25 protein-coding genes are annotated in these 24,888 nt (G+C 55.9%); 9 read left to right on the forward strand and 16 right to left on the reverse strand.

The window, feature by feature from the left end:
• Window positions 1-55 precede the first annotated feature (55 nt).
• The 6 genes from ACESQ2_RS07225 to ACESQ2_RS07250 form a co-directional block, all read right to left on the reverse strand.
• Window positions 56-1,102 (reverse strand): methionine ABC transporter ATP-binding protein, encoded by a 1,047-nt coding sequence (locus tag ACESQ2_RS07225; RefSeq protein ID WP_373170268.1) that lies wholly within the window; start codon window positions 1,100-1,102, stop codon window positions 56-58.
• Window positions 1,103-1,164: 62 nt separating this feature from the next.
• Window positions 1,165-1,941: a MetQ/NlpA family ABC transporter substrate-binding protein gene (locus ACESQ2_RS07230; protein ID WP_046878498.1), complete on the reverse strand. Its 777-nt coding sequence runs from the start codon at window positions 1,939-1,941 to the stop codon at window positions 1,165-1,167.
• Window positions 1,942-1,963: 22 nt separating this feature from the next.
• Window positions 1,964-2,638 (reverse strand): methionine ABC transporter permease, encoded by a 675-nt coding sequence (locus tag ACESQ2_RS07235; protein WP_373170269.1) that lies wholly within the window; start codon window positions 2,636-2,638, stop codon window positions 1,964-1,966.
• 1 nt (window position 2,639) lies between these two features.
• The gene (locus tag ACESQ2_RS07240; RefSeq protein WP_224259930.1) at window positions 2,640-3,863 is read right to left on the reverse strand and encodes an SfnB family sulfur acquisition oxidoreductase; all 1,224 of its coding nucleotides are present in this window, start codon (window positions 3,861-3,863) and stop codon (window positions 2,640-2,642) included.
• Between the two features lie 272 nt (window positions 3,864-4,135).
• Window positions 4,136-4,774, reverse strand: a complete 639-nt coding sequence (locus tag ACESQ2_RS07245; protein ID WP_046878495.1) for a CatA-like O-acetyltransferase, family 1 — start codon at window positions 4,772-4,774, stop codon at window positions 4,136-4,138.
• 30 nt (window positions 4,775-4,804) lie between these two features.
• Entirely contained in the window at window positions 4,805-5,188 is a 384-nt protein-coding gene (locus ACESQ2_RS07250) for a VOC family protein (protein WP_025105857.1), read from the reverse strand.
• Window positions 5,189-5,281: 93 nt separating this feature from the next.
• Between ACESQ2_RS07250 and ACESQ2_RS07255 the strand changes: the two genes are divergently transcribed.
• Window positions 5,282-6,052, forward strand: coding sequence for a DeoR/GlpR family DNA-binding transcription regulator (locus ACESQ2_RS07255; RefSeq protein ID WP_004851588.1), 771 nt, complete (start codon window positions 5,282-5,284; stop codon window positions 6,050-6,052).
• 13 nt (window positions 6,053-6,065) lie between these two features.
• Here ACESQ2_RS07255 and ACESQ2_RS07260 read toward each other — a convergent pair whose 3' ends face one another.
• A complete protein-coding gene (locus ACESQ2_RS07260) occupies window positions 6,066-6,695 on the reverse strand; it encodes a LysE family translocator (protein WP_160740434.1) in 630 nt (209 codons plus the stop codon).
• Window positions 6,696-6,919: 224 nt separating this feature from the next.
• Between ACESQ2_RS07260 and ACESQ2_RS07265 the strand changes: the two genes are divergently transcribed.
• Together ACESQ2_RS07265 and ACESQ2_RS07270 are read left to right on the forward strand one after the other, a co-directional pair.
• Complete coding sequence (locus ACESQ2_RS07265; RefSeq protein ID WP_004119381.1) at window positions 6,920-7,555, forward strand: carbonic anhydrase; 636 nt, start codon at window positions 6,920-6,922, stop codon at window positions 7,553-7,555.
• 106 nt (window positions 7,556-7,661) lie between these two features.
• A complete protein-coding gene (locus tag ACESQ2_RS07270) occupies window positions 7,662-8,468 on the forward strand; it encodes an MBL fold metallo-hydrolase (RefSeq protein ID WP_286116115.1) in 807 nt (268 codons plus the stop codon).
• A gap of 22 nt (window positions 8,469-8,490) precedes the next feature.
• Here ACESQ2_RS07270 and ACESQ2_RS07275 read toward each other — a convergent pair whose 3' ends face one another.
• The gene (locus ACESQ2_RS07275; RefSeq protein ID WP_064377232.1) at window positions 8,491-9,375 is read right to left on the reverse strand and encodes an SDR family oxidoreductase; all 885 of its coding nucleotides are present in this window, start codon (window positions 9,373-9,375) and stop codon (window positions 8,491-8,493) included.
• 373 nt (window positions 9,376-9,748) lie between these two features.
• On the opposite strand from ACESQ2_RS07275, the gene ACESQ2_RS07280 reads away from it, so the two are divergent.
• Window positions 9,749-10,141: a YdeI family stress tolerance OB fold protein gene (locus ACESQ2_RS07280; protein WP_025105854.1), complete on the forward strand. Its 393-nt coding sequence runs from the start codon at window positions 9,749-9,751 to the stop codon at window positions 10,139-10,141.
• 21 nt (window positions 10,142-10,162) lie between these two features.
• A complete protein-coding gene (locus tag ACESQ2_RS07285) occupies window positions 10,163-10,312 on the forward strand; it encodes a hypothetical protein (protein WP_004851580.1) in 150 nt (49 codons plus the stop codon).
• A gap of 37 nt (window positions 10,313-10,349) precedes the next feature.
• On the opposite strand, the gene ACESQ2_RS07290 is transcribed toward ACESQ2_RS07285, so the two are convergent.
• The 5 genes from ACESQ2_RS07290 to ACESQ2_RS07310 all read right to left on the reverse strand — a co-directional run bounded on the left by ACESQ2_RS07290 (window position 10,350) and on the right by ACESQ2_RS07310 (window position 17,949).
• Complete coding sequence (locus tag ACESQ2_RS07290) at window positions 10,350-11,960, reverse strand: FAD-NAD(P)-binding protein (RefSeq protein WP_032719255.1); 1,611 nt, start codon at window positions 11,958-11,960, stop codon at window positions 10,350-10,352.
• Between the two features lie 182 nt (window positions 11,961-12,142).
• Complete coding sequence (locus ACESQ2_RS07295; RefSeq protein ID WP_049070101.1) at window positions 12,143-13,717, reverse strand: carbohydrate porin; 1,575 nt, start codon at window positions 13,715-13,717, stop codon at window positions 12,143-12,145.
• 117 nt (window positions 13,718-13,834) lie between these two features.
• On the reverse strand, window positions 13,835-15,232 hold the full coding sequence (locus ACESQ2_RS07300) for a PTS transporter subunit EIIC (RefSeq protein WP_049070102.1): 1,398 nt from the start codon (window positions 15,230-15,232) through the stop codon (window positions 13,835-13,837).
• 7 nt (window positions 15,233-15,239) lie between these two features.
• Complete coding sequence (locus ACESQ2_RS07305) at window positions 15,240-16,907, reverse strand: alpha-glucosidase (RefSeq protein WP_239659188.1); 1,668 nt, start codon at window positions 16,905-16,907, stop codon at window positions 15,240-15,242.
• 43 nt (window positions 16,908-16,950) lie between these two features.
• Window positions 16,951-17,949: a LacI family DNA-binding transcriptional regulator gene (locus tag ACESQ2_RS07310; RefSeq protein WP_004851570.1), complete on the reverse strand. Its 999-nt coding sequence runs from the start codon at window positions 17,947-17,949 to the stop codon at window positions 16,951-16,953.
• Window positions 17,950-18,302: 353 nt separating this feature from the next.
• Here ACESQ2_RS07310 and ACESQ2_RS07315 point away from each other — a divergent pair, with 353 nt between their 5' ends.
• The 4 genes from ACESQ2_RS07315 to ACESQ2_RS07330 are packed head-to-tail and all read left to right on the forward strand — an operon-like array spanning window position 18,303 to window position 20,805.
• Window positions 18,303-18,806, forward strand: a complete 504-nt coding sequence (locus tag ACESQ2_RS07315; RefSeq protein WP_049070104.1) for a hypothetical protein — start codon at window positions 18,303-18,305, stop codon at window positions 18,804-18,806.
• Between the two features lie 9 nt (window positions 18,807-18,815).
• Window positions 18,816-19,262, forward strand: coding sequence for a DUF421 domain-containing protein (locus ACESQ2_RS07320; RefSeq protein ID WP_025105847.1), 447 nt, complete (start codon window positions 18,816-18,818; stop codon window positions 19,260-19,262).
• A gap of 12 nt (window positions 19,263-19,274) precedes the next feature.
• The gene (locus tag ACESQ2_RS07325; RefSeq protein WP_049070105.1) at window positions 19,275-19,793 is read left to right on the forward strand and encodes a 2-oxo-tetronate isomerase; all 519 of its coding nucleotides are present in this window, start codon (window positions 19,275-19,277) and stop codon (window positions 19,791-19,793) included.
• A gap of 22 nt (window positions 19,794-19,815) precedes the next feature.
• Window positions 19,816-20,805 (forward strand): SDR family oxidoreductase, encoded by a 990-nt coding sequence (locus ACESQ2_RS07330; RefSeq protein WP_014229616.1) that lies wholly within the window; start codon window positions 19,816-19,818, stop codon window positions 20,803-20,805.
• Here the strand turns inward: ACESQ2_RS07330 and ACESQ2_RS07335 are convergent.
• The 3 genes from ACESQ2_RS07335 to ACESQ2_RS07345 are packed head-to-tail and all read right to left on the reverse strand — an operon-like array spanning window position 20,802 to window position 24,849.
• Complete coding sequence (locus ACESQ2_RS07335) at window positions 20,802-22,427, reverse strand: alpha-amylase family protein (RefSeq protein ID WP_224259933.1); 1,626 nt, start codon at window positions 22,425-22,427, stop codon at window positions 20,802-20,804. The two genes, ACESQ2_RS07330 and ACESQ2_RS07335, sit on opposite strands and share 4 nt — an antisense overlap.
• Window positions 22,428-22,435: 8 nt before the next feature.
• Window positions 22,436-23,446, reverse strand: a complete 1,011-nt coding sequence (gene cydB / locus ACESQ2_RS07340; protein ID WP_046878487.1) for a cytochrome d ubiquinol oxidase subunit II — start codon at window positions 23,444-23,446, stop codon at window positions 22,436-22,438.
• Entirely contained in the window at window positions 23,446-24,849 is a 1,404-nt protein-coding gene (locus ACESQ2_RS07345; RefSeq protein WP_049070108.1) for a cytochrome ubiquinol oxidase subunit I, read from the reverse strand. Before ACESQ2_RS07345 ends, cydB begins: the two co-directional genes overlap by 1 nt.
• Window positions 24,850-24,888 lie beyond the last annotated feature (39 nt).

A 24,888-nucleotide genomic window follows, 5' to 3' on the forward strand; every position in this document is an offset into this window, starting at 1 on the left:
GGCTTATAGCGATTTAGCATTAGCAATAATTCAGCATTAATCTGTCATTTTTGCGCTAAGCGCCAGCATCCTCTGCTGTCGGTTCGCCGGAGAAGGTCAGGCGGTCTGCTACCCAGCCGGCATGCTGCGCTAAGCGCTGATTTGCCAGCGGTGTCGCCAGGCGTACCCGCAGCTGGCCAATCACCCGTCCCTGAATCTGCTCGCAGCTGCCGTAAAGCAGGTGAGCATCGTCGCCCAGCAGGGCGGCGATATGCTGTAAGTTGGGTTCATGTCCGCTGCTGCCGTCAAAATGCAGCGTGACCAGCTGCTGATTTCCGCTCAGCGGCGGACGCTCGTCCGGGCGGTCATGGTGCAGCGTGCCGAGCAGGCTTTGGGTGACTTCGTGCCGGGGATGGCCAAATACTCGCCACACCTCCCCCTGTTCGATAATTTCTCCGCGCTCAAGCACCGCGACCCGGTCGCAGAGGGTGCGAATGACGTCCATCTCATGGGTGATCAGTACGATGGTCAGACCGAGGCGCTGATTAATCTCTTTGAGCAGTTTCAGCACCGCAAGGGTATTTTCCGGGTCGAGGGCCGAGGTGGCTTCGTCGCACAGCAGGATCTCCGGCTGCGTAACCAGCGCGCGGGCGATGCCGGTACGCTGCTTTTGTCCCCCGGAAAGCTTAGCCGGCCAGCTGTCGCGCAGGGCGCTGAGGCCGACCAGCTCCAGGATCTCATCGACCCGTCGCCGCCGCTCCGCCCGCGGTACCCCGGCCATTTTCAGCGGCAGCTCAACGTTCTGTGCCACCGTTTTGGTGGCCATCAAATTAAAGTGCTGGAAGATCATCGCGACCCGGCGGCGCAGGTCGCGCAGCTGGCTGCGGGAGTAGTGCCGCGTATGCTCGCCGTGAATGATAATTTCACCGCTATCGGCATTTTCCAGGCGGTTGAACAGGCGCAGCAGGGTTGATTTTCCGGCGCCGCTGCGCCCGATAATGCCGAAGATTTCTCCCTGCGCGATCTGCAGATTAATATCCCGCAGCGCCTGCACGCCGTTGGGGTAGGCTTTACTTATCTGGCTTAGCTGAATATGCGTTGTGGCGTTGGGTTTTTGCGTCACGATAGCGGCTCTGTTAACGAAATTAAGCGGCAGCCCGCAGGCTGCCGATGAACATCCGGCGATTAAAAACCGGGCAAAATTTTGCCTTTATAGCGGGTGAGAATAAAGCTGCGCACGCGGTCTGAGTTCAGGGCTTTCGCCAGCTTCTGAATGCCGGGATCGTTGATGTTGTCGGGACGCGCCACCAGATACTCGACGTACAGATCGCTGCCTTTTTCCACCAGCAGCGCCTTGTCGGTATCAATTCCGGCCTCCAGCGCATAGTTGGCGAAGATAAACGCCAGATCGACCTGATTCACCGCCCGCGCCAGCATTGCGCCTTCCAGCTCGCGAATTTTAAAATGGTGCGGATTAGCGGTGATATCTTTGGTCGCCGACTGCGGATCCTGCGGGTTTTTCAGGGTAATCAGCCCGGCATTGCTGAGCATCACCAGCGCGCGACCGGTATTCACCGGATCGTTCGGAATGGCAACGGTGGCACCATCCGGTACCTCTTTGAGCGTTTTATATTTACTCGAATAAGCGCCAAAGGGTTCAATATGCACGCCGACCACCGGAAGCAGATGGGTATGGCGGGTCTGATTGTAGTTATCAAGGAAAGGGCGGTACTGGTAGTAGTTGGCGTCGAGATTTTTCTCCGCCAGCTGCTGGTTAGGCTGGATAAAGTCGTTAAAGACTTTAATTTTCAGATCGACCCCCTGTTTCGCCAGCTCGGGCTTCACGAACTCGAGAATTTCGGCATGGGGGACCGGCGTTGCGCCTACGGTCAGCGTCTCATTGGCGCTGGCGGACAGGGAGAAAAGGGCCAGAAGCCCCGCTGCGAGGATTGTTTTTTTCATTGTCTTATTCCTGAAGCTATTGTTATTTGCGGCTCATCGCCTTCACCAGACGATCGCCGCTCATTTGTACTATCTGCACCAGCGCAATCAGCAGCAGAACGGTAATCGCCATGATGTCCGTCTGGAAGCGCTGATAGCCAAAGCGGATGGCCAGGTCGCCCAGCCCGCCGCCGCCGATGACCCCGGCCATCGAGGTGTAATCCACCAGTAAAATCGCGGTCACGGTCACGGCGGCAATCAGCCCGGCGCGCGACTCCGGCAGTAGGGTGTGCCAGATAAGCTGCCAGGTGTTGCCGCCCATCGACCAGCTGGCCTCCACCAGGCCGTGCTCCACCTCGCGCAGCGCGGTCTCGACCAGCCGGGCAAAGAAGGGCGCGCAGCCGACAACCAGCGGCGGGATGGTGCCTTCAACGCCGAGCGAAGTGCCGGTAATCAGCGTCGTCACCGGGATCATCACGATCAATAAAATGATAAACGGCAGCGATCGCAGGATGTTGACCCCCAGCGACAGCAGGCGATAGAGGCGCGGCGCGTGAAGCAGGCGAGGCTGGCCGCTGAGATAGAGCACAATCCCCAGCGGCAGGCCAATCAGCACGGTAAAGCCCAGCGACCAGCCCAGCATGGTCAAGGTATCGACGCTGGCCTGCGCCACGTCGCCCCAGTCGATACTCGCGAAAAAAGCCAGCGCGCGGTTCATCTCAGTTCCAGTCATGGCGTTGCGGACGAATGCCGTTGAGCACCCAGTTGCCCAGCAGCTGATATTTCCAGCGCACCGGGTCGTGCAGGGTGTGGACGCGCCCGTTGCGCCAGTGGCGATCAAGATTGAGGGCGATGCTGGTCGAGCGAGTGCCGCTAAGCTCAAACAGGCGGCTGGCGGCTTCCAGCGCCGCTTCGGTGGTAAAGACCTTGGCGCGCGCCACGGCGATAGACGCCTGGGCGACGTTATCCTCGCTCAGATCGTATTTATACCGGTCGAGCACCTTCCCGGCCCGCTCCAGCAGCGCGTCGGCGGCCGCCAGGCGGCTGTCAAGCTGGCCTATCTGATAGATAGTCAGCGGATCTTCGCTGGCGCGCTCAACGCCGGCATCAATCCACGGCCGGGCGAATTCGCTGACAAAGCTTACCGTATCGCTAAGCGCCGCGCGGGCGATCCCCAGATCGATGGCGGCTGTGGTGAGCTGGGCAAACGGTCCGGCAAGGGTTGGCATCGCGTAGGATTTCCACGTCGGGAACAGGTGGAAAGGCTCGACGGCCAGATCCTCCGCCAGGACCGTCCCGCTGGCGGTGGTGCGCTGGCCGAGGCAGGCCCAATCGTCGATGACCGTCAGCCCTGCAGATTCGCGCGGAACAAACGCCAGCTGCGCGTTATTCTCCGCATCCAGCGCCAGAATGCCGATCCAGTGAGCGTAGAGAGATCCGGTGCAGTATCCTTTACGACCGGTGATGCGCAGACCGCGATCGCTGGCCTCCAGGCGGGTGCGGATATCAAGCACCGTCTTACCGCCGGTCTCAGAAAGGGCATTGGCGAAGCGATAGCCTTTCAGCACCTGAGCGAAGAAAAAGGCCTGCTGCGCTTCGCTGCCCTGCAGACGAATATCCTCCAGCAGGCAGTAGTGGTTCTGCGGGATTTGCCCCAGCGACGGGTCGGCGGCGGAAATAATCGCAATCACCTGAGCCAGCGTCGCGGCAGAAACCTCGGCGCCGCCCCACTGCCGCGGGACGGTAATCCCCCACAGGCCGCTGTTGGAGTAGGTATCGATAATCTCCGGCGGGACGCTGCCGCTGCGATCGCGTTGCGCCGCGTCGGGCTGCAGTACCGCCGCGATCTCATGGGCGATGGCGATCGCTTCGTCATCGCTGCGGATAACGTATGCCTTTGGCGTCTGGCGGGTATAGCGAAGGGGGGATTTTTCGTCGGGCATAGTCACATCTCACGGTTCAATAAACGGTATATGCAAAAAATAACTATCTAAATAGTTAATAATTCCTGTGGGTTATATGACAGCTAAAGCAAAGGCTATGCCAAAACGCATTTCATTTTTAATGTTTATTAATCAGTGAGATAGATTTTGTGAAAAGTGCGCGGGCTGCTGCAATTGCAACCTGAGGCAACCCGAGTGTTGGATTTGCAGCAGCGCAGGGAGGGGAAGCCGCCCCGGAAAAGGCCGGGGCAGGGGAATGACAGGGACGATATTTATTCTGCCTGCCAGAGGGTCTCCGGCTCGGCGAAACCCTCTTCGACTCGGGCAAAGAAGCGGCTGGCGTGCAGGCCGTCAACAAAGGCGTGATTGAATTTTCCCGCCACCGGGATGATGCCGTTTTTCAGCTTGCCCCAGGTGAGGGCGGGCACCGCCGCGCCGACGTAATACTCCGCGTGGGTGATGGCGCTGAAATGCAGCCACGGCAGGCAGCTGGCGCAGAAGAAATTCTCGCCGTTGACGATAAGCGGCGCCGGCGCGGTATGTTTCGCCGCTTCAATGTTCGGCGTGGCGGCATGGCTGAAGGCGGCAAAATCGGCGGCGTTGTCGCACCAGACCTGGCGAAAGCCTTCCTGGGCGGTCATCACCGGCGTCATTACCGCCAGCTGGCCATATTCGATAATATCGTCGCCCAGCAGCCGCTGTTTCAGCTGCGGCACCCCGTTCGCCGCGCGAACCAGGGCGTAGAGCGCCAGCTGGAAAAACGAGACGCCGCGATCTTTCGCGCACTCATATAGCCGCTGCGCCTCGACAGGAACGCAGAGATTAAAGCTGGGGTTGGCAAAACCGCGATAAAAATCAAAATGATCTTTTCGCGGCCAGTTTTGTTTGTCGATTACGCGATAGTTGGCCACGGGCGTCTCCTGTTGAGTCAGTGCCTGATACTATGCGACGATTTCAATCAGGTTGCCATCGGGGTCTTTAATCACCGCTTCATAATAGCCATCGCCGGTGGTCCGCGGCGGCGAGACCAGAATCCCCTGCGCGGCGGCGCGGTTTGCCAGCGTATCCACCTTTTCAGCGCCGCCAACGGTAATCGCCAGGTGTACCCAGCCGGTGTGGTTGTTATCCGCCGTCTGCGCGACAAGCCCCGGCTTGGTCATCAGCTCAATGGCAATGCCGTCGCCAATCTTGACAAAAAAGGACTCAAAGCCCGGGTTGGTTTGGCTGCAGTACTTCTCATTAATCTCGCCGTCGAAGAAGGCCACCCAAAAGCGGGCCTGTTGCTCAAGCTGGCGGGTCCATAGGGCGATGTGGGCAATTTTCATAGCAAACCTCTTTATAGGGTGTATTGACAGTCAGGGTCTGAATGCACGATCATGCACTTTGTTGCTCGATAAAGATTTTATCAGGAGTTATTTGTGCTCGATTATGCTGCTTTTCCTAAACAACGACAAGCGCTTATTTGCCAGATCCTGCAGGAGAACGGCAGGGTGGTTTGCGCCGAACTCGCCAGCCGCCTTAACGTCTCCGAGCATACTATTCGCCGTGATTTACATGAACTTAGCCGCGAAGGGTACTGTAAAAAGGTCTACGGCGGCGCGGTGATGACCCTGCCGGAGGCGGGGGACTATAGCGAGCGCAAAGAAAAAAATACGGCGACAAAAAGCAGGATCGCGCAGAAGTGCGCAAAGCTGGTGAAGCCCGGCGGCTGCATTTTTATCGATACCGGCACCACCAACCTGGCGATGGCGGAAGCGCTGCCGGCGGAGCTGGCGTTAACGGTGGTCACGAATTCTCCCGAGATCGCTGCCGTACTGCTCAAAAAACCGCTGTATGACGTGGTGATGCTTGGCGGTCAGATCCAGCGGGCCAGCGGCGGCTGCGTGGGCGCCTCCGCCGTGGCGCAGATTCAGGGCATGCTCTTCGATCAGGGATTTATCGGCGGCTGCGCCATGGCGCCTGAGTCCGGTCTGACGGGCTTTGACTACGCCGACTGTGAATTTAAAAAAGCGGTGATAAAACAGTGCAGCGAAATCATCGTCGGCCTGACCTCGGACAAAATCCCTGCGGTGGCGCGCTTTGTGGTGGTCGAAAGCAGCGCCATTGACGTGCTGGTGGTCGAGGAGAATATCAGTCGCGAATATCGCGACGCGTTTAGCGAACACGATATTCGTATTTATACCGTTTAAACGGTTTGCTGGCCTACTTTGACAGCGAAGTGGCAATCAGGCGCAGGCCGAGCGCGCCCAGCACGGTGGCGGTGACGATATCGATCTTACGCTTCATGCGCAGATAGACGCTGCGCGGTCGCGCGGAAGAGAGCGCCAGGGCCACCAGCGAATACCAGCTGACGTCAATCAGGAAGCTCATCAGCGGCACGATATAGTAAAAGGCCAGCGGGATGCGCTCCGGCAGCAGGGCGGTAAAAATAGAGGCGAACACCAGCGCCGTTTTTGGGTTGCTGAGCTGGGTATAGAGGCCATCGCGGAAGGTTTTCAGCAGGGAATGTTCCGCCGCCATGCCGCCTGCCGCAAAATCCATCGGCTGCGCCGCGCCGCGGTAGATTTTATACCCCAGCCAGAGCAGATAGAGGCCGCCCGCGACCTTCAGGCCAATAAACATTTCCGGCACCGCGGTCAGCACTTTTTGCAGCCCCATCATGGCCATAATCGAAAAGATAGCCGCCCCCGTCCCGGTTCCCAGCGCGGTGACCAGACCATGCATCCTTGAGCGCGCAACGGCGTTGCGGGCCACGTAAATAAAGCTTGGGCCGGGGCTGATCACGCCCATAATGAGTACGGCGGCAATGGCCATCAGGCTGGATAAAAACATAAACGCTCCTGGTTGATGTTGAGCGCTAAAGTCGCATCCGGCTCCCGCTCATGATTGTTTCACCGTCAAAAAATAAACAATCTTTAGCGTGCTGTCACCCGACTTTACGGCGCGATGTTTCATCGCCTGTTCGAATAACGATTCCCATTTCGCGCGTCGGTGATAAACTGGCTAAATGTGATCTTTGTCATATCGTCATTAAAACAGAGAAAAGAGACACTGCTATGCAACATATCATTGAGGGCTTCCTCAACTTCCAGAAAGAGATTTTCCCGCAACGTAAAGAGCTCTTCCGCAGCCTGGCCTCCAGCCAAAATCCTAAAGCGCTGTTTATCTCTTGTTCCGATAGCCGCCTGGTGCCGGAGCTGGTGACCCAGCAGGAGCCGGGCCAGCTGTTTGTGATCCGTAACGCCGGGAATATCGTGCCCTCTTTCGGTCCTGAGCCGGGCGGGGTTTCCGCGACGATCGAGTATGCCGTCGTGGCCCTGGGCGTGACCGATATCGTCATTTGCGGCCACTCCAACTGCGGCGCGATGAAAGCCATCGCCACCTGCCAGTGCCTGGACCCCATGCCTGCCGTGTCCCACTGGCTGCGCTACTCCGATGCGGCGAAAGCCGTCGTGGAGAAGAAAACCTGGGCCAACGAGACCGATAAAGTCAACGGTATGGTGCAGGAAAACGTTATCGCCCAGCTGAACAATATTAAAACCCACCCGTCGGTTGCCGTGGGTCTGCGGGATAGCACGTTGCGTCTGCACGGCTGGTTCTACGATATTGAAAGCGGTGACATTCGCGCGCTGGATAAAAACAGCAAAACCTTTGTGTCGCTGTCGGAAAACCCTGACGTTTATTTCGAATAAACTTCTCTTTCAGGGCACGGAAGCCCTGAGATGCTCACCTCCTGCCATAAATTTCCTGTCTGCCATACTCATTACGGCTTCCTGAATGATTTCTTAAGGAGAAGTGATGATTAAGCTGTGCGCAACCTGCGGGACGTCTTATGACGATCGCGGCAACACCCTGAACCATTGTCGTATCTGTGAGGATGAACGCCAGTACGTCCCGGCCAGCGGGCAGGTCTGGATCAAGCCAGACGATCTGACCGAGACGCATACGAATACGTGGCAGCAGCATAACGATCGGCTGTTGAGCGTCAGGACGGTACCGAAATTTGCAATCGATCAGCGCGCGTTTCTGCTGCTCACGCCGCAGGGGAATATTCTCTGGGACTGCATCGCCAATCTTGATGCCGCCAGCAAAACGCTGATTACCGCCCTGGGCGGGATAAACGCGATCGCCATCTCCCATCCTCATTACTACACCACGATGCAGGACTGGGCCGACGCCTTTAATGCGCGAATATATCTCCACGCCAGCGATCGCGAATGGATTATGCGCGATAGCCCGGCCATCACGCTATGGGAAGGAGATGTGCTGGAGATCCTCCCGGCGGTGCGGCTGCTGCGCCTGGGCGGCCATTTCGCCGGAGGAACCGTTCTGCACTGGGCGAAAGATGACGGTATTATGCTGGCGGGCGATATTATCCAGGTGACGCCGGGGGCGCGCGCCGTTTCGTTTATGTGGAGCTATCCCAATTTGCTGCCGTTGGCGGCCGCGAGCGTGGAGAAGATCGTTGAACGTCTGGGCGATACGCCTTTCGGGGCGCTGTACGGCGCCTTTAAGGGGCAGAACGTCCCCAAAAATGCCCGGCAGATCGTTCTGGACTCAGCGCAGAAATACCTCGCCTGTCTTAAGACGACGGCGCACCGCTGAGAGGCGCGCCGCCGCGCGGGATTTACAGCACGCCGTCGCCGCCGTCGGAGCACCATACCTGGCCGGAGGTGAAGGAGCAGGCATCAGAGGCAAGGGTAACGTACAGCGGCGCAATCTCTACCGGCTGCCCGGGACGCCCCAGCGGCGTATCGGCGCCGAACTGACGCACCTTCTCATCCGGCTGGCCGCCGCTTGACTGCAGCACCGTCCAGTAGGGACCGGGGGCGACCGCGTTTACCCGGATACCCTTCGGCCCCAGCTGTTTGGCCAGCGATTTCGTGAACGCCACCAGGCAGGCTTTGGTTTGCGCGTAGTCCAGCAGGATGGGGCTCGGCTTAAAGGCCTGGACGGATGAAGTATTAATAATCACGCTGTGTTCTTTAAGATGTCGCAGGGCGGCTTTGGTGATCCAGAAGGCCGCATAAACGTTGGTTTTGAAGGTGGCGTCAAAGTCGGCGGTAGTGAGTTCTTCCAGTGATTCGCAATATTGCTGGCGTCCGGCGTTATTGACCAGAATATCCAGCCCGCCGAGTTCGCTGGCGGCCTGTTCCACCAGGGTTTCGCAGAAGGATTCGTCGCGCACATCTCCCGGAATCGCGACGGCTGTACGTCCTTCGGCCTGAATCAGGGCAATCACGGTTTCCGCATCGGACTCCTCTTCCGGCAGATAGTTTATCGCCACATCGGCGCCTTCGCGGGCGAAGGCGATCGCGACCGCGCGCCCAATCCCGGAATCGCCGCCGGTAATCAGGGCGCGTTTACCGGCGAGCCGACCGGAACCGACATAGCTCAGCTCACCGTGATCCGGCTGCGGCTTCATCTCTTCGGCAAGACCCGGAGGCGATTGCGGCTGGTCAACAAAGGGGGGACGGGGATACTTCGCGGTATTGTTAGCGTTGTCGCTCATACTGACCTCCTCGTGTTAAAAGAGTAAGCGTAGTTGCCTGGTCAGCCTGCCGTGGAATATTGAAGAATAATTGAACGGCTTCGCTGTTATAATTTTGGCGCTTTGATTCCTCTCCCATCGGTAATTTACTGATTGCCGGGAAACTTTTCAAAATGAGAGGCACCAGCGGCGTTTGGCATTTTAGGATTATTCTATCGCAAGCCTGACGGTATATTTAGCGCCTTTTTAATGCTGTCCGGCGCGCATATTTACGCGGGCGGTGAAGTCGTTAAAAATATTTCCCGGGCGACTCATCAGGTACGGAACTTGTGAAAATGAACATCAGCAACCAGACTTATTAAGACAAGACAAAAATATGCCGGAGGTATGGTTGATGAAAAAATTACTGCCCGTTATTTTCTGTGCGCTGATGGCTCAGGGCGTTTATGCCGCGGACGACGGGGGATTTAAAAAAGATGCCGCTCCGCCGCCGCCGCATAAAATTGACGATGGCTACCGCGGGACGGAGGACGGACGAATTATGACCGTGCGCCAGGCCCTGGAAATGCACGATGGGGCAACCATCTCATTACGCGGCAATCTTATCGAGCAGCACGGTAACGACCGCTATAGCTTTCGCGATAAAACCGACACCATCGCAGTGATTATCCCCGCCGCGGTTTTTGATGGCCGCGAAGTGAAGCCCGATCAGATGATCAGCATCAACGGCAGCCTCGATAAAAAAATGACGCCGCCGGTAGTGCGGGTGGACCGGATCCAGAAATAACCGCTCAAGCAGGAGGAATTGATGTCCGTACAGCATCCAGCCGACCCGGATAAGCGGGGCCGTCATCCGTCGAAAGAGGACCCGCGCGAGCAGGGGGAAGTGCCGCGTAAAAGAGACGACAGCGAAGATCATAAAAAAGATCCCTGGCATCCCCAGCCTGAAAAGCGTTAAAAATAGCCGCCCGTCAACGGGCGGCTATTTTTCTTTCCTAAAGATCGAGCGGGGATAAACGCCTGCGCGAGCGGCTTGCCGGCTGGGATATCGCTTTCGCTATCGCCGCGCCGATCTCCGCGCAGGCGGTGATACCCTGAACGAAAGGCTGGTCGTGCATCAGCCAGGGAATGGCGGCGAACGCGATGCGCCCGCGTACTTCGGGCGGTTCCCGCAACGTATAGTCGTCTCCGACCTCAGGAATCTCTTCTCCGGTCGCCAGCAGCTGCTCCCTTAAATGCGGGAAGGGAAGATCTTTATTTTTCAGCGGCTTTTGCCCTCTGGCATCAATAAATACATCAAACGTATAGCGATTTTGTTCGCTGGTAATCACCGTTTTTTCCTGCTCTACCGCCATCTCATAGTCATGCCCTAAGGCGAGAATACTGATGACGCCCGCTTCGCGCAGCGCCAGCAGCCGGCGGATAGACTCTGAAGGAATGGCGGCATAGCAGTCGATAAAGACCCGCGCAAGACCATTTTTGAAACGCTCCCGGTCATGGTCATTTAGGTGAGGCACCATCGCCTGAACGGCTTCATGCAGCCGCAGGATCGCGTAGCGCCAGGGAACCGTATATCGCGCGCGTTTGTTGCGCTCAACCTCTTCAAGGTTATCCAGCGCCCAGTGGAACGGATTATGCTGCTGGCGTTTAGCAAACCACGCCTCGCTGAAGCTGTCGGCGTTAAGGCTGTGAAGGGCGATATTTTCGCTCCATAGGGGGTCGGCAAGCGTGATTTCCTGCGCCACCAGCTCAAAGACGCGATCGAGCAGACCGTCGCTGCCCGCGGCGATGGCTTGCTCCATCGCGCTTTCGCTGACGATGCTCAGCGGCTCCCAGGGAATAGGACAGTAAAAATCCGCTTCCGGCAGAATGCCGGAGCGCGACATCAGCGCGATGCTTAGCGCCTCGCTTGCCTCGTCCAGCCTGAAGGCGAGGGCGTCATCGTCGGACCCGATAAACCGACCGTGCTGGACGGCGACGGCCATCGCGGCGTCAATTCCGCTTAGCGAGGTGCCCATAATGCCCACCCGGCAAGGGGGAATGCTGGCCTCCATGAGGCCAGACCACGGGCTGGGAAACCAGGTGCGGGTCGACTCTTCTTCATCGGGCCAGACGTGTCCGGTGGCGATCACCGCGAGGTCAAAGGCTTCGGCGACCGGCTCATCCTCAACCCACAGTCTGACCCCTTCTTCGGTCGCCTGCAGGTCGCTGACCCGGCAGGACTCATTGACCCGGATGCGAAAACCCTGCTCCCTGGCCTCTCCGACCAGCGCAAGAAACTGGTCGCGAAAGTATTCACCCAGCAGGATGCGCGGTAAAAATTGACGATCGTGCAAAGCGTCGTAATCCACGCCATAGCGCGCAAGGCGGGTCCGGCTCTGGGCTTTCAGCCAGTCGAGATAGGTGCTCTGAATGGGGGGGATTTCAATGCTGGCGATATTGGCCAGCATCATGCGCGAATTCTCTTCATCGCTGTAGGGCATGCCCACGCCCGCTTCCTCGGCCTGCTCGTAAATTGAGACGTCCAGCGGCTCGCCCTGTTTGAGTAATGAGAACAGGGTATAAATTCCGGTTGGACCTGCGCCGATAATGGCAATTTTCTTCATAATGACTGACCCGCCGTTGTTGTTATCACATTTGTTGTCGGTGGCCTTCCGCCAGTTGAAAAGCTCCACGATAGATCATTTCCGGGTAACGGAAATCTGGCCCAATAATTGTGGTTCAAAATGAGGAAGAGGGCCAATTGCTGGCGCGCCTCTTCCTCGGGGTTAGTCAAAGAGGCAGGCTTTCAGAACCAGGTTTCGAGCTGGGCGCCGAAGAATAGCGTCCCCGCGCTATGGTATCCGGCACTGCCGAAGGTGTCCGTCGAGGAGTAGTCATCCAGCGATTTGTCCCAGCGCATCCAGGTGGCAAAAAAGCGGATTTCCGGGCGTTCAAAGAAGTCCGTCACGTTCTGCATCTTGAAAGTAGGAGCAAACGTCAGCTTGTAATAGCTGCCGCTGGCAGCTCTGTTGCCATTAAAGCCTTTCGGATCGATATCCATATACTGATAGCTGGTTTCGTACTGCAGGGCGAAGTTCTGATTAATCTGCTGAATTATTCTCGCGTTCAGGGTCACCCAGTCGTAATGGTCTGAATCGATATAGCGGCTATTGCTGCTTTGGGCGACGATCAGCGGCGCGAAGCTCAGCCTGTCGGTGAGGGACGTTGTCCCGTAAGAGGCAAACTTGACGGTCCATGCCGGGTTTATCAGATAGCCGTCGGAGCCCGGGCCGCGAACCTCCGCTCCCAGCGCGCGGCCATAAAGCAGGGCCGTTTTGGTACTGCCGGGACGTAGGCCGTAGAAGCTGTCGCCATGGTACGCCAGCATGGTGTTGAACCCCTGCGAGGCCGCTTTATCCGACGCCAGGCCATCGTTAATGCGTTTATCGTTGTCCTGCGAGTATAACCCGTTGAGCATCCACTGCCAGCTGTCCAGCCGGTTATTCAGCGAGAAGGTGTAGTTTTGAATATAGGTGTTATCCGCGCCGGTCATGTTGTTATAGTCAACGTTGTCCATCGTATCGATATCGTTGAAATTACGCCCGTATACGGCGAGATTGGTTTTGATATCGCCCCACAAGTTCACGTCATAAATACCGGCGCCGGTACCGATTAAATTCATCATATCGGAATCAAGCCAGTGAATATCAAAGTTATCCCGGTCTTCACGCTTGCCGGCCCACAGCGTGGCCTGTTTAAATGCGCCGCTAAACGAAGGCATATCGCTCATTTCGACAAACGCCTGCCGTACGTTCATCTGACCGTTGAATGAACTGTCGGTATTATACGTTTTATCCCACTCGGCGATTTTCATGTAATAACGCAGCTGGCTGTTATTATCATATTTTCGCCGGTAGTTGATATCGGCGGTTACGTAGGTATCTGATTCATTGCCCAGGCGCCCGACGCTGCCGCCGGTACTGCCCGCAGGCGTCAGAGAGGGGCCTACGGTGCTGGTGGTGCCTTTGCTGGTCAATATTCCGCTGCGCGCGTAGCCGCCGAATTTAATCTCCCGATCCTTCTCTTGTGCGATAAGAGGCTGCGACGGTTTACTTTTTATTCGCGCCAGGTCTTGCTCGGTTTGCTGTTCGACAAACTGTAATCTTTCTTGCGCGCGCGCCGCGTTTTTTTCGGCGCTGGCCGCTCTTTTTTCCGCAGCGTCTATTTTTCGCGTCGCATCCTGTAATTGGATGCGCGACTGTTTTAATTCGGCCTCAAGCCTTTCGAGTCGGGCGTTAATTTCATTCAGGGTCGTATCCGCCGCAGCGGCGGATGCTGGCAAAGCCAGCGCGCAGAGCGTAAGCATATAGGCTTTCATCATTAATACCTGTACAGGGGTAGCTGTGCTCTGGACGCGCGGGCGCAGAGCACAGGTTACTGTGCCATTAAAATGGGATGTTTATTGGGGTGTTAAATTAATAGTTGGGCTTTATTTTTTTCAGGCCTCTTTGGTCGCTTTATCGGTTTTGACAAAAATGAACGTGATAATAAAGGCAAAAATAAAGACCGCGAGTCCGACGGTAATATAGGTAACAAACTGATAGCGATCGTAGAGATACATCAGCGGCGACAGCAGGACCGCCAGACCGTATGAGTTCGCTTTTATCGACAATAGCGACAGCACCATGCCGCCCAGCGCCGAGCTGGTGAGCATCACCATTATCGCCCGTAGCCCGGATTGCATCACGATACCGAATAAAGCCGGTTCCGAAACGCCTAATAGCTGAGTAATGGTCGCGGAAATCCCGGCGGTTTTAAACGCGATATTTTTCGCCTTTAGTGAAATAGCCAGACATACGGCGGCGTTGGCAAAACCGTACATCGCGCACACCGTAATTAATGGATTAAACCCGGTACCGGCAATCAGCGAGGTTTCAATCATAATAAACATATGATGCATCCCGGTCATCACGGCAATGGGATAGATGAAGCCGATTAACAGACCGCCAATACCCGCAGGCAACGTCAGAAATTGCTGAATAGCCATCACGGCATAATGTTCAAATGCATGCACCAGCGGCCCTAAAACCAGTAAAGCGATGGCCACCGCAATCAGGATGACGATAAACGGCGTAAAAATCAGATCCATCGAGTTGGGCATCACCCGGCGGAAAAAAATTTCCAGCTTAGCGCCGATAATGCCGGTGACCAGGGCGGTCAGAATAGACCCCTGATAGCCGACCAGAGGAATAAAACCCAATACATAAATCGGGCTGCTGTTGCCGTACGCCACGTCATAGGCGTTCGGCAGCGCGGGGGAGACCAGCATCAGGCCGATTAAGAAGCCGATTATTGGCGTACCGCCAAATTTCTTAAACGCCGACCAGCAAATAAACGCCGCCAGAAAGGCGAAAGCGGTGTCGCAAAGCACCGTGGTCAGCGTTTGCAGCGCCACCGGAACCTGATGAACGCTGCCGCCAAACCACGCCTGGACGGTATCGTTAAAAATGACCCCCTTCAGGCCGAGAAACAGGCCGGTGGCCCCGAGTACCGGGACAATCGGCACAAACACGTCCGATAAATTGCGAATTCCCCGCTGTAACCGGCCCGTACTCTGCTTCGTCATTTCATCCTTGCTGATTTCGGCCACCTGGAATTCGTTAACAAACGCCTGGTAAACCTTATTGACGATCCCGGTTCCGAGGATTATCTGATACTGGCCAGCATTAAAAAATACGCCTTTGACTTCGCTAATATTGCGGATTTTATCGTCATCAATTTTCTGTCGATCTTTTACCTGCAAACGTAAACGGGTGGCGCAGTGGGTGGCTGAGGCAATATTTCCCTTGCCGATGATATTCACGATCTCAACGGCGATATTTTTATAGTTGTTCATATTTGACTCATTCCTTAACGAGAAGGGTTTGATAGGGTTTCAGGGGAGTCTCAGCGTTGGCATAATTATTGAGGACAATCTCACCCGCCGGGAGCGTAAAGGGCAGAGGCTGTGCGCTTAAATTGGTTATCGAGATAAAACGCGCGGTCGCCGTTCTCCGTTCGTAGGCAATGATGCGATCGTCAACGTCTTCTATGGCGGCGAATGAACCATAGATCAGCGTTTGCGGATAGTGCTTATTTCGCAAGGCGATCATCTTCTGGTAAAACGCGAATACTGAATCCGCATCGTTTATCTGGCTTTGCGCGTTGACGCTGAAGTCGGCTGCGGAAAACGCCAGCCAGGGCCGCGCGCCCCGGTTAAATCCGCCGTTGGCGCTATCTGACCACGGAAAGGGCGTTCGCGAATTGTCCCGCGAGCGCTGGTTGATAAAGCCTAACGCCTGCTGTTCAGAGAAACCTTCCGCCAGGGCGCGGTGGTAGTTATCAATACTGGAAATATCGTCAAATTCCGCGATCGATTGTCGGCGGAAATTTTTCATCCCCAGCTCCTGGCCCTGATAAATAAACGGCGTTCCGGCCATAAAGAAGTACATCGCGGCCAGCGCTTTGGCACCGATGTCATTTTGATAATCCGCGTCGCGGATAAGCTTGGACAGCGCGCGGGGCTGGTCGTGGTTTTCAATAAACGTCGTTCCCCAGCCGGCCTGGCAAAAGGTCCGTTGGCTGGCAAATAGCGCCTCCCTGAATTCGCGAACGTTCCAGTCGCGCTGCTTAAACCATTCAGAACCGTTTTCGACATCAATATCGGCGGCGTGAAAATCGAAAATCATATTAAAGTAGCCGTCTGGCCCAATATAGCTGTCGTACTCTTCCAGAGGCACGCCCGGCGCTTCGCCCACGGTTACGCAGCGGTGACGACGGAAAGTGCGCTCTTTTAGCTCATGGAGAAAGCGCTCGATGCCCGGACGGTTGCGCGATTTCGCTTTAATCGATGCCAGACCATCAATACCGTCTGCGGGCAGAGAGGCGTAGTCCTGATCTTTTTTAATAAAGGTAATTGCATCGATGCGAAAACCGGCGATGCCTTTATCCAGCCACCAGTTAATCATGGCGTAGATTTCCTCGCGCAACTGCGGGTTTTCCCAGTTGAGATCCGGCTGCTTTTTATGAAAAACGTGCAGATAGTAGCACTCCTCGCCAGCGACTTTTTCCCACGCGCTGCCGCCAAAAATCGATCGCCAGTTATTGGGCGCGCCGCCCGCCGCGGCGGGTTTAAAGATGTAATAATCACGATATTTCGATTGAGGGTCGGCCAGCGCGGCCTGAAACCAGGGGTGTTCATCGCTGGTATGGTTAACCACCAGGTCGACCATTACCTCAATGCCCAGCTCGCCAGCCTGTTTAATCAGGTTATCAACGTCCTGCATCTGGCCTAAATCGGGATTCACCGCATAGTAGTCCGCGATATCGTAGCCGTTATCTGCTCCCGGCGAGCGGTAGAACGGCGAGACCCAAATCAGGGTGATGCCCAGCGTTTTCAGATACGGCAGTTTAGCGATAATACCCGGGATATCGCCAACGCCATCGTTATTGCTGTCATAGAAGCTTTTTGGGTACACCTGATAAATAACCGATTCTTTCCACCATGCGCTTTGTTGTGATTGATTCATCATTTCTCCTGAGTATGAAATCGATACCATATTGAGTGAAAAAAAATTACGCCGAGGCTCTGATAACCAGTTCCGATTTCAGGTCTTCCTCGTCATAGCGATACTGCGTGTGGTTGATCAGGGACAGCAGGCGTTCTACAGAGATGCGGCCCAGCTGCTCAATGGGCTGGCTAACGGTAGTGAGCGGAATATGCACCATCTCCGCCACGGGAAGGTTATCAAAGCCCATGACCGCCAGTTCGCCGGGAACGCTGACGCCGTGGGCCGATAGCGCGGAAATCAGGCCGCAGGCGACCTCATCGCTGCCGGCGAAAATCGCATCGGGACGTTCGCTTTTCGTCATCTGCAGAATTTGCTCAGCCAGGCGCTGCCCGTCGCGCCAGGTGTGGACATGACGAAAAATAAACCGCTCGTTAACCGCCTGCTGTCCGTCTTGCATAGCGGCAATAAAGCCGCGGTTCCTTCTGCTGCCGTGGCCCTTTTGCTGGAATGCGCCACCGGTGGAGTAGGCGATTTTTTTATACCCTTTGTTAAGCAGCCAGCTGACGGCGTTATAGGTTGCCAGTTCATCGTTCATTCTGACGACGGGCAAAGTGGTATTATCTATGCTGGTGTTGCACAGCAGGATAGGGCCATATTTCTGATATTGCTCAATGACGTCTTTGTCACTCTCAACGGCGCATAAGATCAGCCCGTCGATGATTTTTTTCTTCAGCAGATCGAGACAGTTTTCTTCTTCGCCCGCGCTATTGTGGTTCTGGACGATCAGCACCGAATAGCCGTTTTTTCGTGCCGTAACTTCAAGGGCGTCGACCAGGCTGGCAAAAAAAGGGTTGGTTATCCTTGAGATAAGCACGCCAATCCGGTGGGTTTTCACCCCGCGCATCTGCTGTGCGACGGTGCTCGGCTCGTAATCCAGCTCTTTCATGGCCGCGAGGATTTTTTCCTTTTTATCTTCAGAGATATAAGGATGATTGTTCAGGAAGCGGGATACCGTCGTGACCGACAGGCCGGCTTTTACAGCGACGTCTTTTATGGTTGCCATGGTTTTTATGAAATCGATATCACATGGGCATAAAATATTTTCGCGCAGGAGCCGGGTCAACCTCATTTTTATAAAACATGACCTGACTCACAATAAAGTTAACGACACGCCTGCTGAGCGGTACGGATGTTGTCGCGGTCAACGGCCTAAGCTCGAGACAACATCCGTGCACCCGCCGCGCTAAATGGAAACATCTTCCTCCGGATGGATGCGGGGGAGATGCTCAACGAATAACAAGCGAGATGTCCCGTTTTGCTATTAATCCGGCTTGGCGCGTCGAACTTGACATATTAAGCCGGGTTGCTATTTCTTAAACTGGCGCCCCGATAATAAGCGCAACGGTGAGGTGAAAAATGGCAAGTGAAAAAGAGAGGCTGCCCGGGATTAAAGAGAACGAATTTTTTCTTAATTTTGAATGCGCTGCCCGCCAGATAGGCCTCGGAATATTATTGGCGATCATACTGGCAGCCCTTTTGGGACTCTTTTCTGGAGGATATTTTAGCACTGCCGAAAAAACAACTGCGCAGCGCAATTTGACGGTGGCCTATGACCGCTTCGGTCGTTTGCAAACTGAATTCAGGCTAAAGATTACCGCCCATCCGCGGGTCGCGGATAAATATATTTTTAGCCTTGGCGGTGATTTTACCTCTTCTTTTGAACCTGGCAGTATCTGGCCCCGGCCAGACAGGATGTACAGTCAGAACGACCGGCTCTTTCTGGTCTATAATGATCTGAAAAGCATGAATAATTTTTCTATATGGCTCTACGTTACGCCCACCCGCCCAGGTAAGTTGAACCACTCTTTGCAGCTAAACGGCGAAACCGAAATCCGCTTCTGGCAATTTATTTATCCTTAGGAGGATGCGATGGAGATGGTCTTGCGTGCGTTAGCGATATATTTAATTTTGCTGGTGGTGTTTAAAATCGCCGGCCGCCGGGCGCTATTACAAATGACCAGCTTTGATCTGATTTTATTACTTATTATCAGCGAGGCTACCCAGCAGGCGCTGCTGGGGAACGATTTTTCGGTGACCGGCGCAATGCTGACGATTATGACGCTGGTGGTCGTGGATATGCTTTTCGGATTAATGAAGAAATATTCCGCTGGCGCAGAGTCAGCGCTTGATGGTTGCCCGGTGATTTTAGTCGAAAATGGCGTGCCGTTAATTGACAAGCTGAAAAAAGTGGACGTCTCCTGTGATGATATTCTGGTCGCCGCGCGGCAGAATCAGGGTATTACGGAATTAAGTAAAATCAAATATGCCATACTGGAACGGAATGGCCACATTTCTATTATTCCTGCTGAGAGTTAAAAAGGTCTTTTTATGTCAAATAACCCTTATAACCAGGCGAAAACCACCGGTGAGCTGACTAAACAGGTCGCCAGCGCGCTGATTGACCGTCGTTTACGCTTAACCACCGCGGAATCCTGCACCGGCGGTAGCCTGGCGGCAGCGCTGTGCGCGGAAGCGGATACAGCCGCATTCTACGATATTGGTTTAATCACTTTTAGCGATCGGGCGAAACAGCAGCTTCTCGACGTCAACGCCTCAACGCTGGAAAAATATAGCGCCGTCAGTCGGCAGACCGTTGAAGAGATGTCCACCGGCGCGCTGGAGCGTTCCGGGGCGGATATCAGTATCGCCATTAGCGGATATGCGGGGCCGGACGGCGGCGATGACGGGACCCCTGCGGGGACCGTCTGGTTCGCGTGGAACTTTCGCGGCAGTATCGACGCGCATAAAACGCTGTTTTCCGGCGAGTGCCAGGATGTTGTGGAGAAAGCCGTACGCTATTCACTGGCGATGCTCATCGAGAAACTGCCCGGCTGGCAGAGCGCATAACGCTTTTATTGCGGAGGTTTATATGGCAGTCATGGCGATCACTGGCGGTACTGCGGGAGTCGGTAAAGCAACGGCCCTGCGCTTTGCGCGGGCAGGCTATGATGTCGGCATTATTGCCCGCGATGGCCGAAGCCTTGAGGCGACGAAGCAGGAGCTCCTTCGTTGCGGCGTTCGGGTGCATACCGTGCAGGCCGATGTGGCAAATGCCGATGCGCTCTTGACCGCCGCCGGCGAAATCGAAAATCGGCTCGGAGCTATCGAGGTATGGGTCAATAACGCGATGTGTGCGGTGCTGGCGCCTTTCAGAGCGATGACCCACGACGAATTTAGACGGGTAACCGAGGTCACCTACCTCGGCTACGTCAACGGGACTCGCGCCGCGCTGGCGCTGATGACGCCCCGCGATCGCGGAGTGATTATCCAGGTTGGCTCCGCGCTCGCCTATCGCTCCATTCCGCTACAGTCCGCCTACTGCGGGGCAAAGGCCGCGATTCGGGGTTTTACCGATGCGGTACGTACGGAGCTGATGCATGAGAATAGCGGCGTGAGTATTGCGATGGTACAGATGCCGGGGCTGAATACGCCGCAGTTCGAGTGGGCGCGCAATAAGTTTGCCTGGGCGATGCGCCCGGTGCCGCCCGTATTTCAGCCGGAAGTGGCCGCCCAGGCTATCTTCAACGTCGCGCGCCGGCCCGTACGCGAACTCTGGGTAGGGAGCAGCACGATTCAGTCCATTATTGGGCAATTTCTTTTCCCGGGCTTCCTTGACCGGCTGATGGTCAAAAAAGCGTGGGAAGGGCAAATGACCCGGCGCTTGAATGCCGACGACCGTCAGGACTATCTCGAACAGCCGGTCAGCGGATTGCATAAAACGCACGGGCGTTTTTCCTCTGAGGCGAAATATCGCGCAACCGCCATCACTTCCGGCGTGCCGGGAAAAGCGCTGCTGGGCGGCGCGGCAGCGGCGGGGGTACTTTTAGCAAAATGGTTCATCTCGCGTAAAAAACGCTAACGCAGCGCGCTACTGTTGGTCCAGAACCATCGATAGCCATATGCGCTAATCTCCAGCTTAGCGTGCTTACCGGGAGTGAGCGCGTCCGCGTAGGTTTTGTCGGCCAGGCAGGGCGTCCACACCGCCGCATAGATCCCTTTCGCGGTAAAACGCAGCGGTTTATCACTGAAATTAAGAAAGGCGATAACGCTGCGCTCGTGGTCATCGTAGCAGATCCCGAGAATCGCCTGCCGATCGGTGCTAATGATGCGGAAAGGCGCAACGGCGATTTCCGGAAATTCTGACCGCGTATTGGCGATATCAATAATACGGTGCAGGAGAGAATGGCGGTGCAGCAGGGAATCCGCGACGTTGACTTTCTGATAGCGAAACGGTCCCCGGTCGATCATGGGTGCCACAAACGTCTGCGGATCGGCTGCGGAGAAGCCGCCGCCCGCTGAACCGGCCCACTGCATCGGCGTACGCACCGCGTAGCGCTCTTCCAGCGCCAGGTCGTCACCCATGCCGATCTCATCCCCGTAGCGCATGATCGGTACGCCAGGCAGCGAAAAAAGCACGGCATGGCAGAACGCCAGCCGCCGCCGGTCGCCGTTCAGCATGGGCGCCAGCCGACGGCGAATACCGCGCTGATAAACGTTCATCTCCTTATCCGGCGCGAAGGCATCCAGCACGGTCCGCTTGTTCTTATTACCGATCCCTTCAAGATCCAGTTCATCGTGGTTGCGCAGCCAGTTTGCGAAGCAGCAGGCGTCAGGAGGCACCACCATTTTCTTGATGGCGTCGATCAGCGGGCGGGCGCTCTGGCTGGCGAGGCTGACGTAAAAATATTTGTTCAGCCAGAAGTTAAGTACCATATTAAGTCGGTTATTATCGCCAAAATAGTCGCGATACTGCGCCACCTCAACGTCGACTTCGCCGAGCAGTATGGCCTGCGGATTATGTCGTTCAACCAGCCGACGCAGATGTTCCAGGAGCCATAGCCCGCGTTTCTCCTCGCCGCGTCCGGCCTGTTTCGTCAAATGCGAGGCGGCATCCAGACGAAAGCCGGAAACCCCCAGCTTCAGCCAAAAGATAACGATGTTTTCGACCTCTTTGATCACCGCGGGAGAGGCCAGATTGAGATCGGGTTCATGGCGGTAAAACATATGGCGAAAATATTGCCCGGCTTCGTCATCCCACGACCAGATGCTCTCTTCGACGCCGGGAAACATGGGCGGCGTATCGTCATCATCGCTATCTGCCCACAGATAATAGTCGCGGAACGGCGAGCGACGGCTGCGCCGCGCTTGTTGAAACCAGGGGTGAGCGTCGGAGGTATGCTGGATCAGCAATTCAATAATAACCTGCATGCCTAATTCGCGGGCCTGCTCGATAAAAGCAATGATATCAGCCAGTTGACCAAATCGCGGATCGACCTGCAGATGGTCGCTGACATCGTAACCCTCATCCAGAAACGGCGTCAGGTAGAAGGGCGTTATCCAGATCACCGTCGCGCCCAGCCGGCGAATATAGCGCAGCTTCGCCGCGATCCCGGCGATATCGCCGCAGCCATCGCCGTTAAGATCGTAAAACAGCGCTGAATCAATCTGATAGATAATGGCCCGCGTATGCCAGTCAGCCATAGCCCACCTCAGTGATAGCCTTCATTTCCGGAAACTTTGCCGCGGAATACGTAGTAGCTCCATGCGGTGTAAACCAAAATCACCGGAATGATAAGCAGGGTTCCTACCAGCATAAATAGCTGGCTGGCCGGCGGCGCGGAGGCTTCCCACAGCGTGATATGCGGAGGGATGATATTGGGCCACAGACTGATGCCCAGGCCGCTGAAGCCGAGAAAAATAAGCCCAAGCGTCAGGAGGAAAGGGCGGGCGTGGCTCGCGGGATGAGCGCTCAGGCGCCAGATCCACAGGCTAAAGACGAGTACCAGAATGGGAACGGGCACAAACCAGTAGAAATTAGGCAGGGTAAACCAGCGTTGAGCAACGGACGGCCAGCCCAGCGGCGTCCAGACGCTGACCACGGCGATGACCGCCATCAGTGCCAGAAGCGTGTGGCGGGTCAGCTCACGCATGCGCTGCTGCAGCGCGCCTTCGCTTTTCATGATAAGCCAGGTGGTGCCGAGGAGCGTATAAGCCACCACCAGCCCTAAGCCGCAGAACAGGCTAAAGGGCGTCAGCCAGTCCAGCGCTGAGCCGATGAACCTGCGGTCGGCAACCTCAAAGCCGCTGATGACCGCGCCCACGACTATCCCCTGGCTAAAGGTGGCCAACAACGAGCCGCCCACAAATGAGTAATCCCAGAATTTTTGATGAGAGGGGGTGGCCTTAAAACGAAATTCGAAGGCGACGCCGCGAAAGATCAGTCCAATTAACATGGCGGTGAGCGGAATCGTTAGCGCATCGGTGATGACGGCGTACGCCAGCGGAAAGGCGCCGAATAGCCCCGCGCCGCCCAGCACAAGCCATGTCTCATTGCCGTCCCAAACCGGGGCGACGCTGTTCATCATCACGTCGCGCTCGTTGGCGTTGGGCACAAAGCTGAAGACGATTCCGATGCCGAGATCGAAGCCGTCCATAACGATATACATCAGCGTGGCAAACACTATGATGACAAACCAGATAACGGGGATATCGATGCCCATTAGCGAGTCTCCTCTTCAGGCACGGCCTCTGCGGCGGAAAGGGGGCGAGCCGGCGTACCGGAGGTTGTCGATGTCAATTCGCTGACGGGCTGAGGCCCTTTCTGAATCAGCCGGATAATGTAGTAATAACCTACGCCAAACACCGAACAGTACACCACGAAAAAGACCAGCAGGCTGACGATCATTTGCGCTGTGCTGTGGAGAGAGACCGCATCCCGGGTGCGTAATAAACCATAGATGACCCAGGGCTGGCGTCCCGCTTCGGTCGTGATCCAGCCGGCCAGCAGCGCCAGCAGCCCCGCCGGCCCCATCGCCAGCGCAAACCACTGAAAGGCGCGGGAGTGAAAAAGACGCTGCCGGTAGCGAAGCCACAGGCTCCATACGCCGAGGGTAATCATCAACACGCCCATGCCGACCATGATGCGGAAAGACCAGAAGACGATAAGGGAGTTTGGCCGATTCTGCGGCGGAAAATCTTTCAGCGCCGGGACCTGCTTGTTCAGGCTATGGGTGAGGATCAGGCTGCCAAGCGCAGGGATTTCCAGCCCGTATTTGGTGCGCTCTTCATCCATATCGGGCACGCCAAACAGCAGCAGCGGGGTGGCTTCTCCGGGTTTGTTCTCCCAGTGGCCTTCTATGGCAGCGATTTTTGCCGGCTGATGTTCAAGCGTGTTGAGCCCGTGCATATCGCCAACGATAGCCTGAACCGGCGCGACCAGCAGGGCCATCCACATCGCCATGGAAAACATTTTACGTATGGCCGGCGTATCATTGCCCCGCAGAAGATGCCAGGCGGCGGAGGCGCCGACGAACATCGCGCTGCTGAGAAAAGCGGCAATCGCCATATGGGACAGACGATAGGGGAAAGAAGGGTTAAAGATAATCGCCAGCCAGTCCTGGGGAATGACATGACCGTTTTCAATGGTAAAACCCTGCGGCGTCTGCATCCAGCTATTTGATGCGAGGATCCAGAAGGTTGACATCAGCGTGCCCAGCGCCACCATGCAGGTGGTGAAGAAGTGCAGACCGGGAGGAACTTTGTTCCAGCCAAAGAGCATAACGCCTAAGAAACCGGCTTCGAGAAAAAAGGCGGTGAGCACTTCGTAAAGCAGCAGGGGGCCGGTAATGCTACCGGCAAACTGTGAGAAACCGCTCCAGTTGGTGCCGAATTGATAAGCCATGACCAGGCCTGAAACCACGCCCATCCCGAAATTAACGGCAAAAATTTTCAGCCAGAAATTATACAATGAGCGCCAGACGTCATCTTTTGTCCGCAGCCACATCCCCTCCAGCACCACCAGATAGCTGGCCAGTCCGATGGTAATCGCCGGAAAAAGGATATGAAAAGAGACGGTAAATGCGAACTGCAGCCGAGCCAGATTAAACGCGTCGAGTTCAAACATATTCCGGACCCCATCACAGAACAACCCCCCGAATTGAGC

Origin of the sequence: Klebsiella sp. Q11, from assembly GCF_964241505.1 — a bacterium.
GTDB classification, from domain to species: Bacteria; Pseudomonadota; Gammaproteobacteria; order Enterobacterales; family Enterobacteriaceae; genus Klebsiella; species Klebsiella michiganensis.

Bases quoted from the DNA above. Each gene is read 5' to 3' on its own strand.
- ACESQ2_RS07345 (WP_049070108.1), bottom strand. From the start codon at position 24,849: ATGTTTGAACTCGACGCGTTTAATCTGGCTCGGCTGCAGTTCGCATTT.
- ACESQ2_RS07275 (WP_064377232.1), bottom strand. From the start codon at position 9,375: ATGAGCGACAACGCTAACAATACCGCGAAGTATCCCCGTCCCCCCTTT.
- ACESQ2_RS07280 (WP_025105854.1), top strand. From the start codon at position 9,749: ATGAAAAAATTACTGCCCGTTATTTTCTGTGCGCTGATGGCTCAGGGC.
- ACESQ2_RS07230 (WP_046878498.1), bottom strand. From the start codon at position 1,941: ATGAAAAAAACAATCCTCGCAGCGGGGCTTCTGGCCCTTTTCTCCCTG.
- ACESQ2_RS07300 (WP_049070102.1), bottom strand. From the start codon at position 15,232: ATGAACAACTATAAAAATATCGCCGTTGAGATCGTGAATATCATCGGC.
- ACESQ2_RS07290 (WP_032719255.1), bottom strand. From the start codon at position 11,960: ATGAAGAAAATTGCCATTATCGGCGCAGGTCCAACCGGAATTTATACC.
- ACESQ2_RS07325 (WP_049070105.1), top strand. From the start codon at position 19,275: ATGTCAAATAACCCTTATAACCAGGCGAAAACCACCGGTGAGCTGACT.
- ACESQ2_RS07260 (WP_160740434.1), bottom strand. From the start codon at position 6,695: ATGTTTTTATCCAGCCTGATGGCCATTGCCGCCGTACTCATTATGGGC.
- ACESQ2_RS07295 (WP_049070101.1), bottom strand. From the start codon at position 13,717: ATGATGAAAGCCTATATGCTTACGCTCTGCGCGCTGGCTTTGCCAGCA.
- ACESQ2_RS07305 (WP_239659188.1), bottom strand. From the start codon at position 16,907: ATGATGAATCAATCACAACAAAGCGCATGGTGGAAAGAATCGGTTATT.
- ACESQ2_RS07330 (WP_014229616.1), top strand. From the start codon at position 19,816: ATGGCAGTCATGGCGATCACTGGCGGTACTGCGGGAGTCGGTAAAGCA.
- cydB (WP_046878487.1), bottom strand. From the start codon at position 23,446: ATGGGCATCGATATCCCCGTTATCTGGTTTGTCATCATAGTGTTTGCC.
- ACESQ2_RS07250 (WP_025105857.1), bottom strand. From the start codon at position 5,188: ATGAAAATTGCCCACATCGCCCTATGGACCCGCCAGCTTGAGCAACAG.
- ACESQ2_RS07235 (WP_373170269.1), bottom strand. From the start codon at position 2,638: ATGAACCGCGCGCTGGCTTTTTTCGCGAGTATCGACTGGGGCGACGTG.
- ACESQ2_RS07270 (WP_286116115.1), top strand. From the start codon at position 7,662: ATGATTAAGCTGTGCGCAACCTGCGGGACGTCTTATGACGATCGCGGC.
- ACESQ2_RS07320 (WP_025105847.1), top strand. From the start codon at position 18,816: ATGGAGATGGTCTTGCGTGCGTTAGCGATATATTTAATTTTGCTGGTG.
- ACESQ2_RS07285 (WP_004851580.1), top strand. From the start codon at position 10,163: ATGTCCGTACAGCATCCAGCCGACCCGGATAAGCGGGGCCGTCATCCG.
- ACESQ2_RS07265 (WP_004119381.1), top strand. From the start codon at position 6,920: ATGCAACATATCATTGAGGGCTTCCTCAACTTCCAGAAAGAGATTTTC.
- ACESQ2_RS07315 (WP_049070104.1), top strand. From the start codon at position 18,303: ATGGCAAGTGAAAAAGAGAGGCTGCCCGGGATTAAAGAGAACGAATTT.
- ACESQ2_RS07335 (WP_224259933.1), bottom strand. From the start codon at position 22,427: ATGGCTGACTGGCATACGCGGGCCATTATCTATCAGATTGATTCAGCG.
- ACESQ2_RS07310 (WP_004851570.1), bottom strand. From the start codon at position 17,949: ATGGCAACCATAAAAGACGTCGCTGTAAAAGCCGGCCTGTCGGTCACG.
- ACESQ2_RS07240 (WP_224259930.1), bottom strand. From the start codon at position 3,863: ATGCCCGACGAAAAATCCCCCCTTCGCTATACCCGCCAGACGCCAAAG.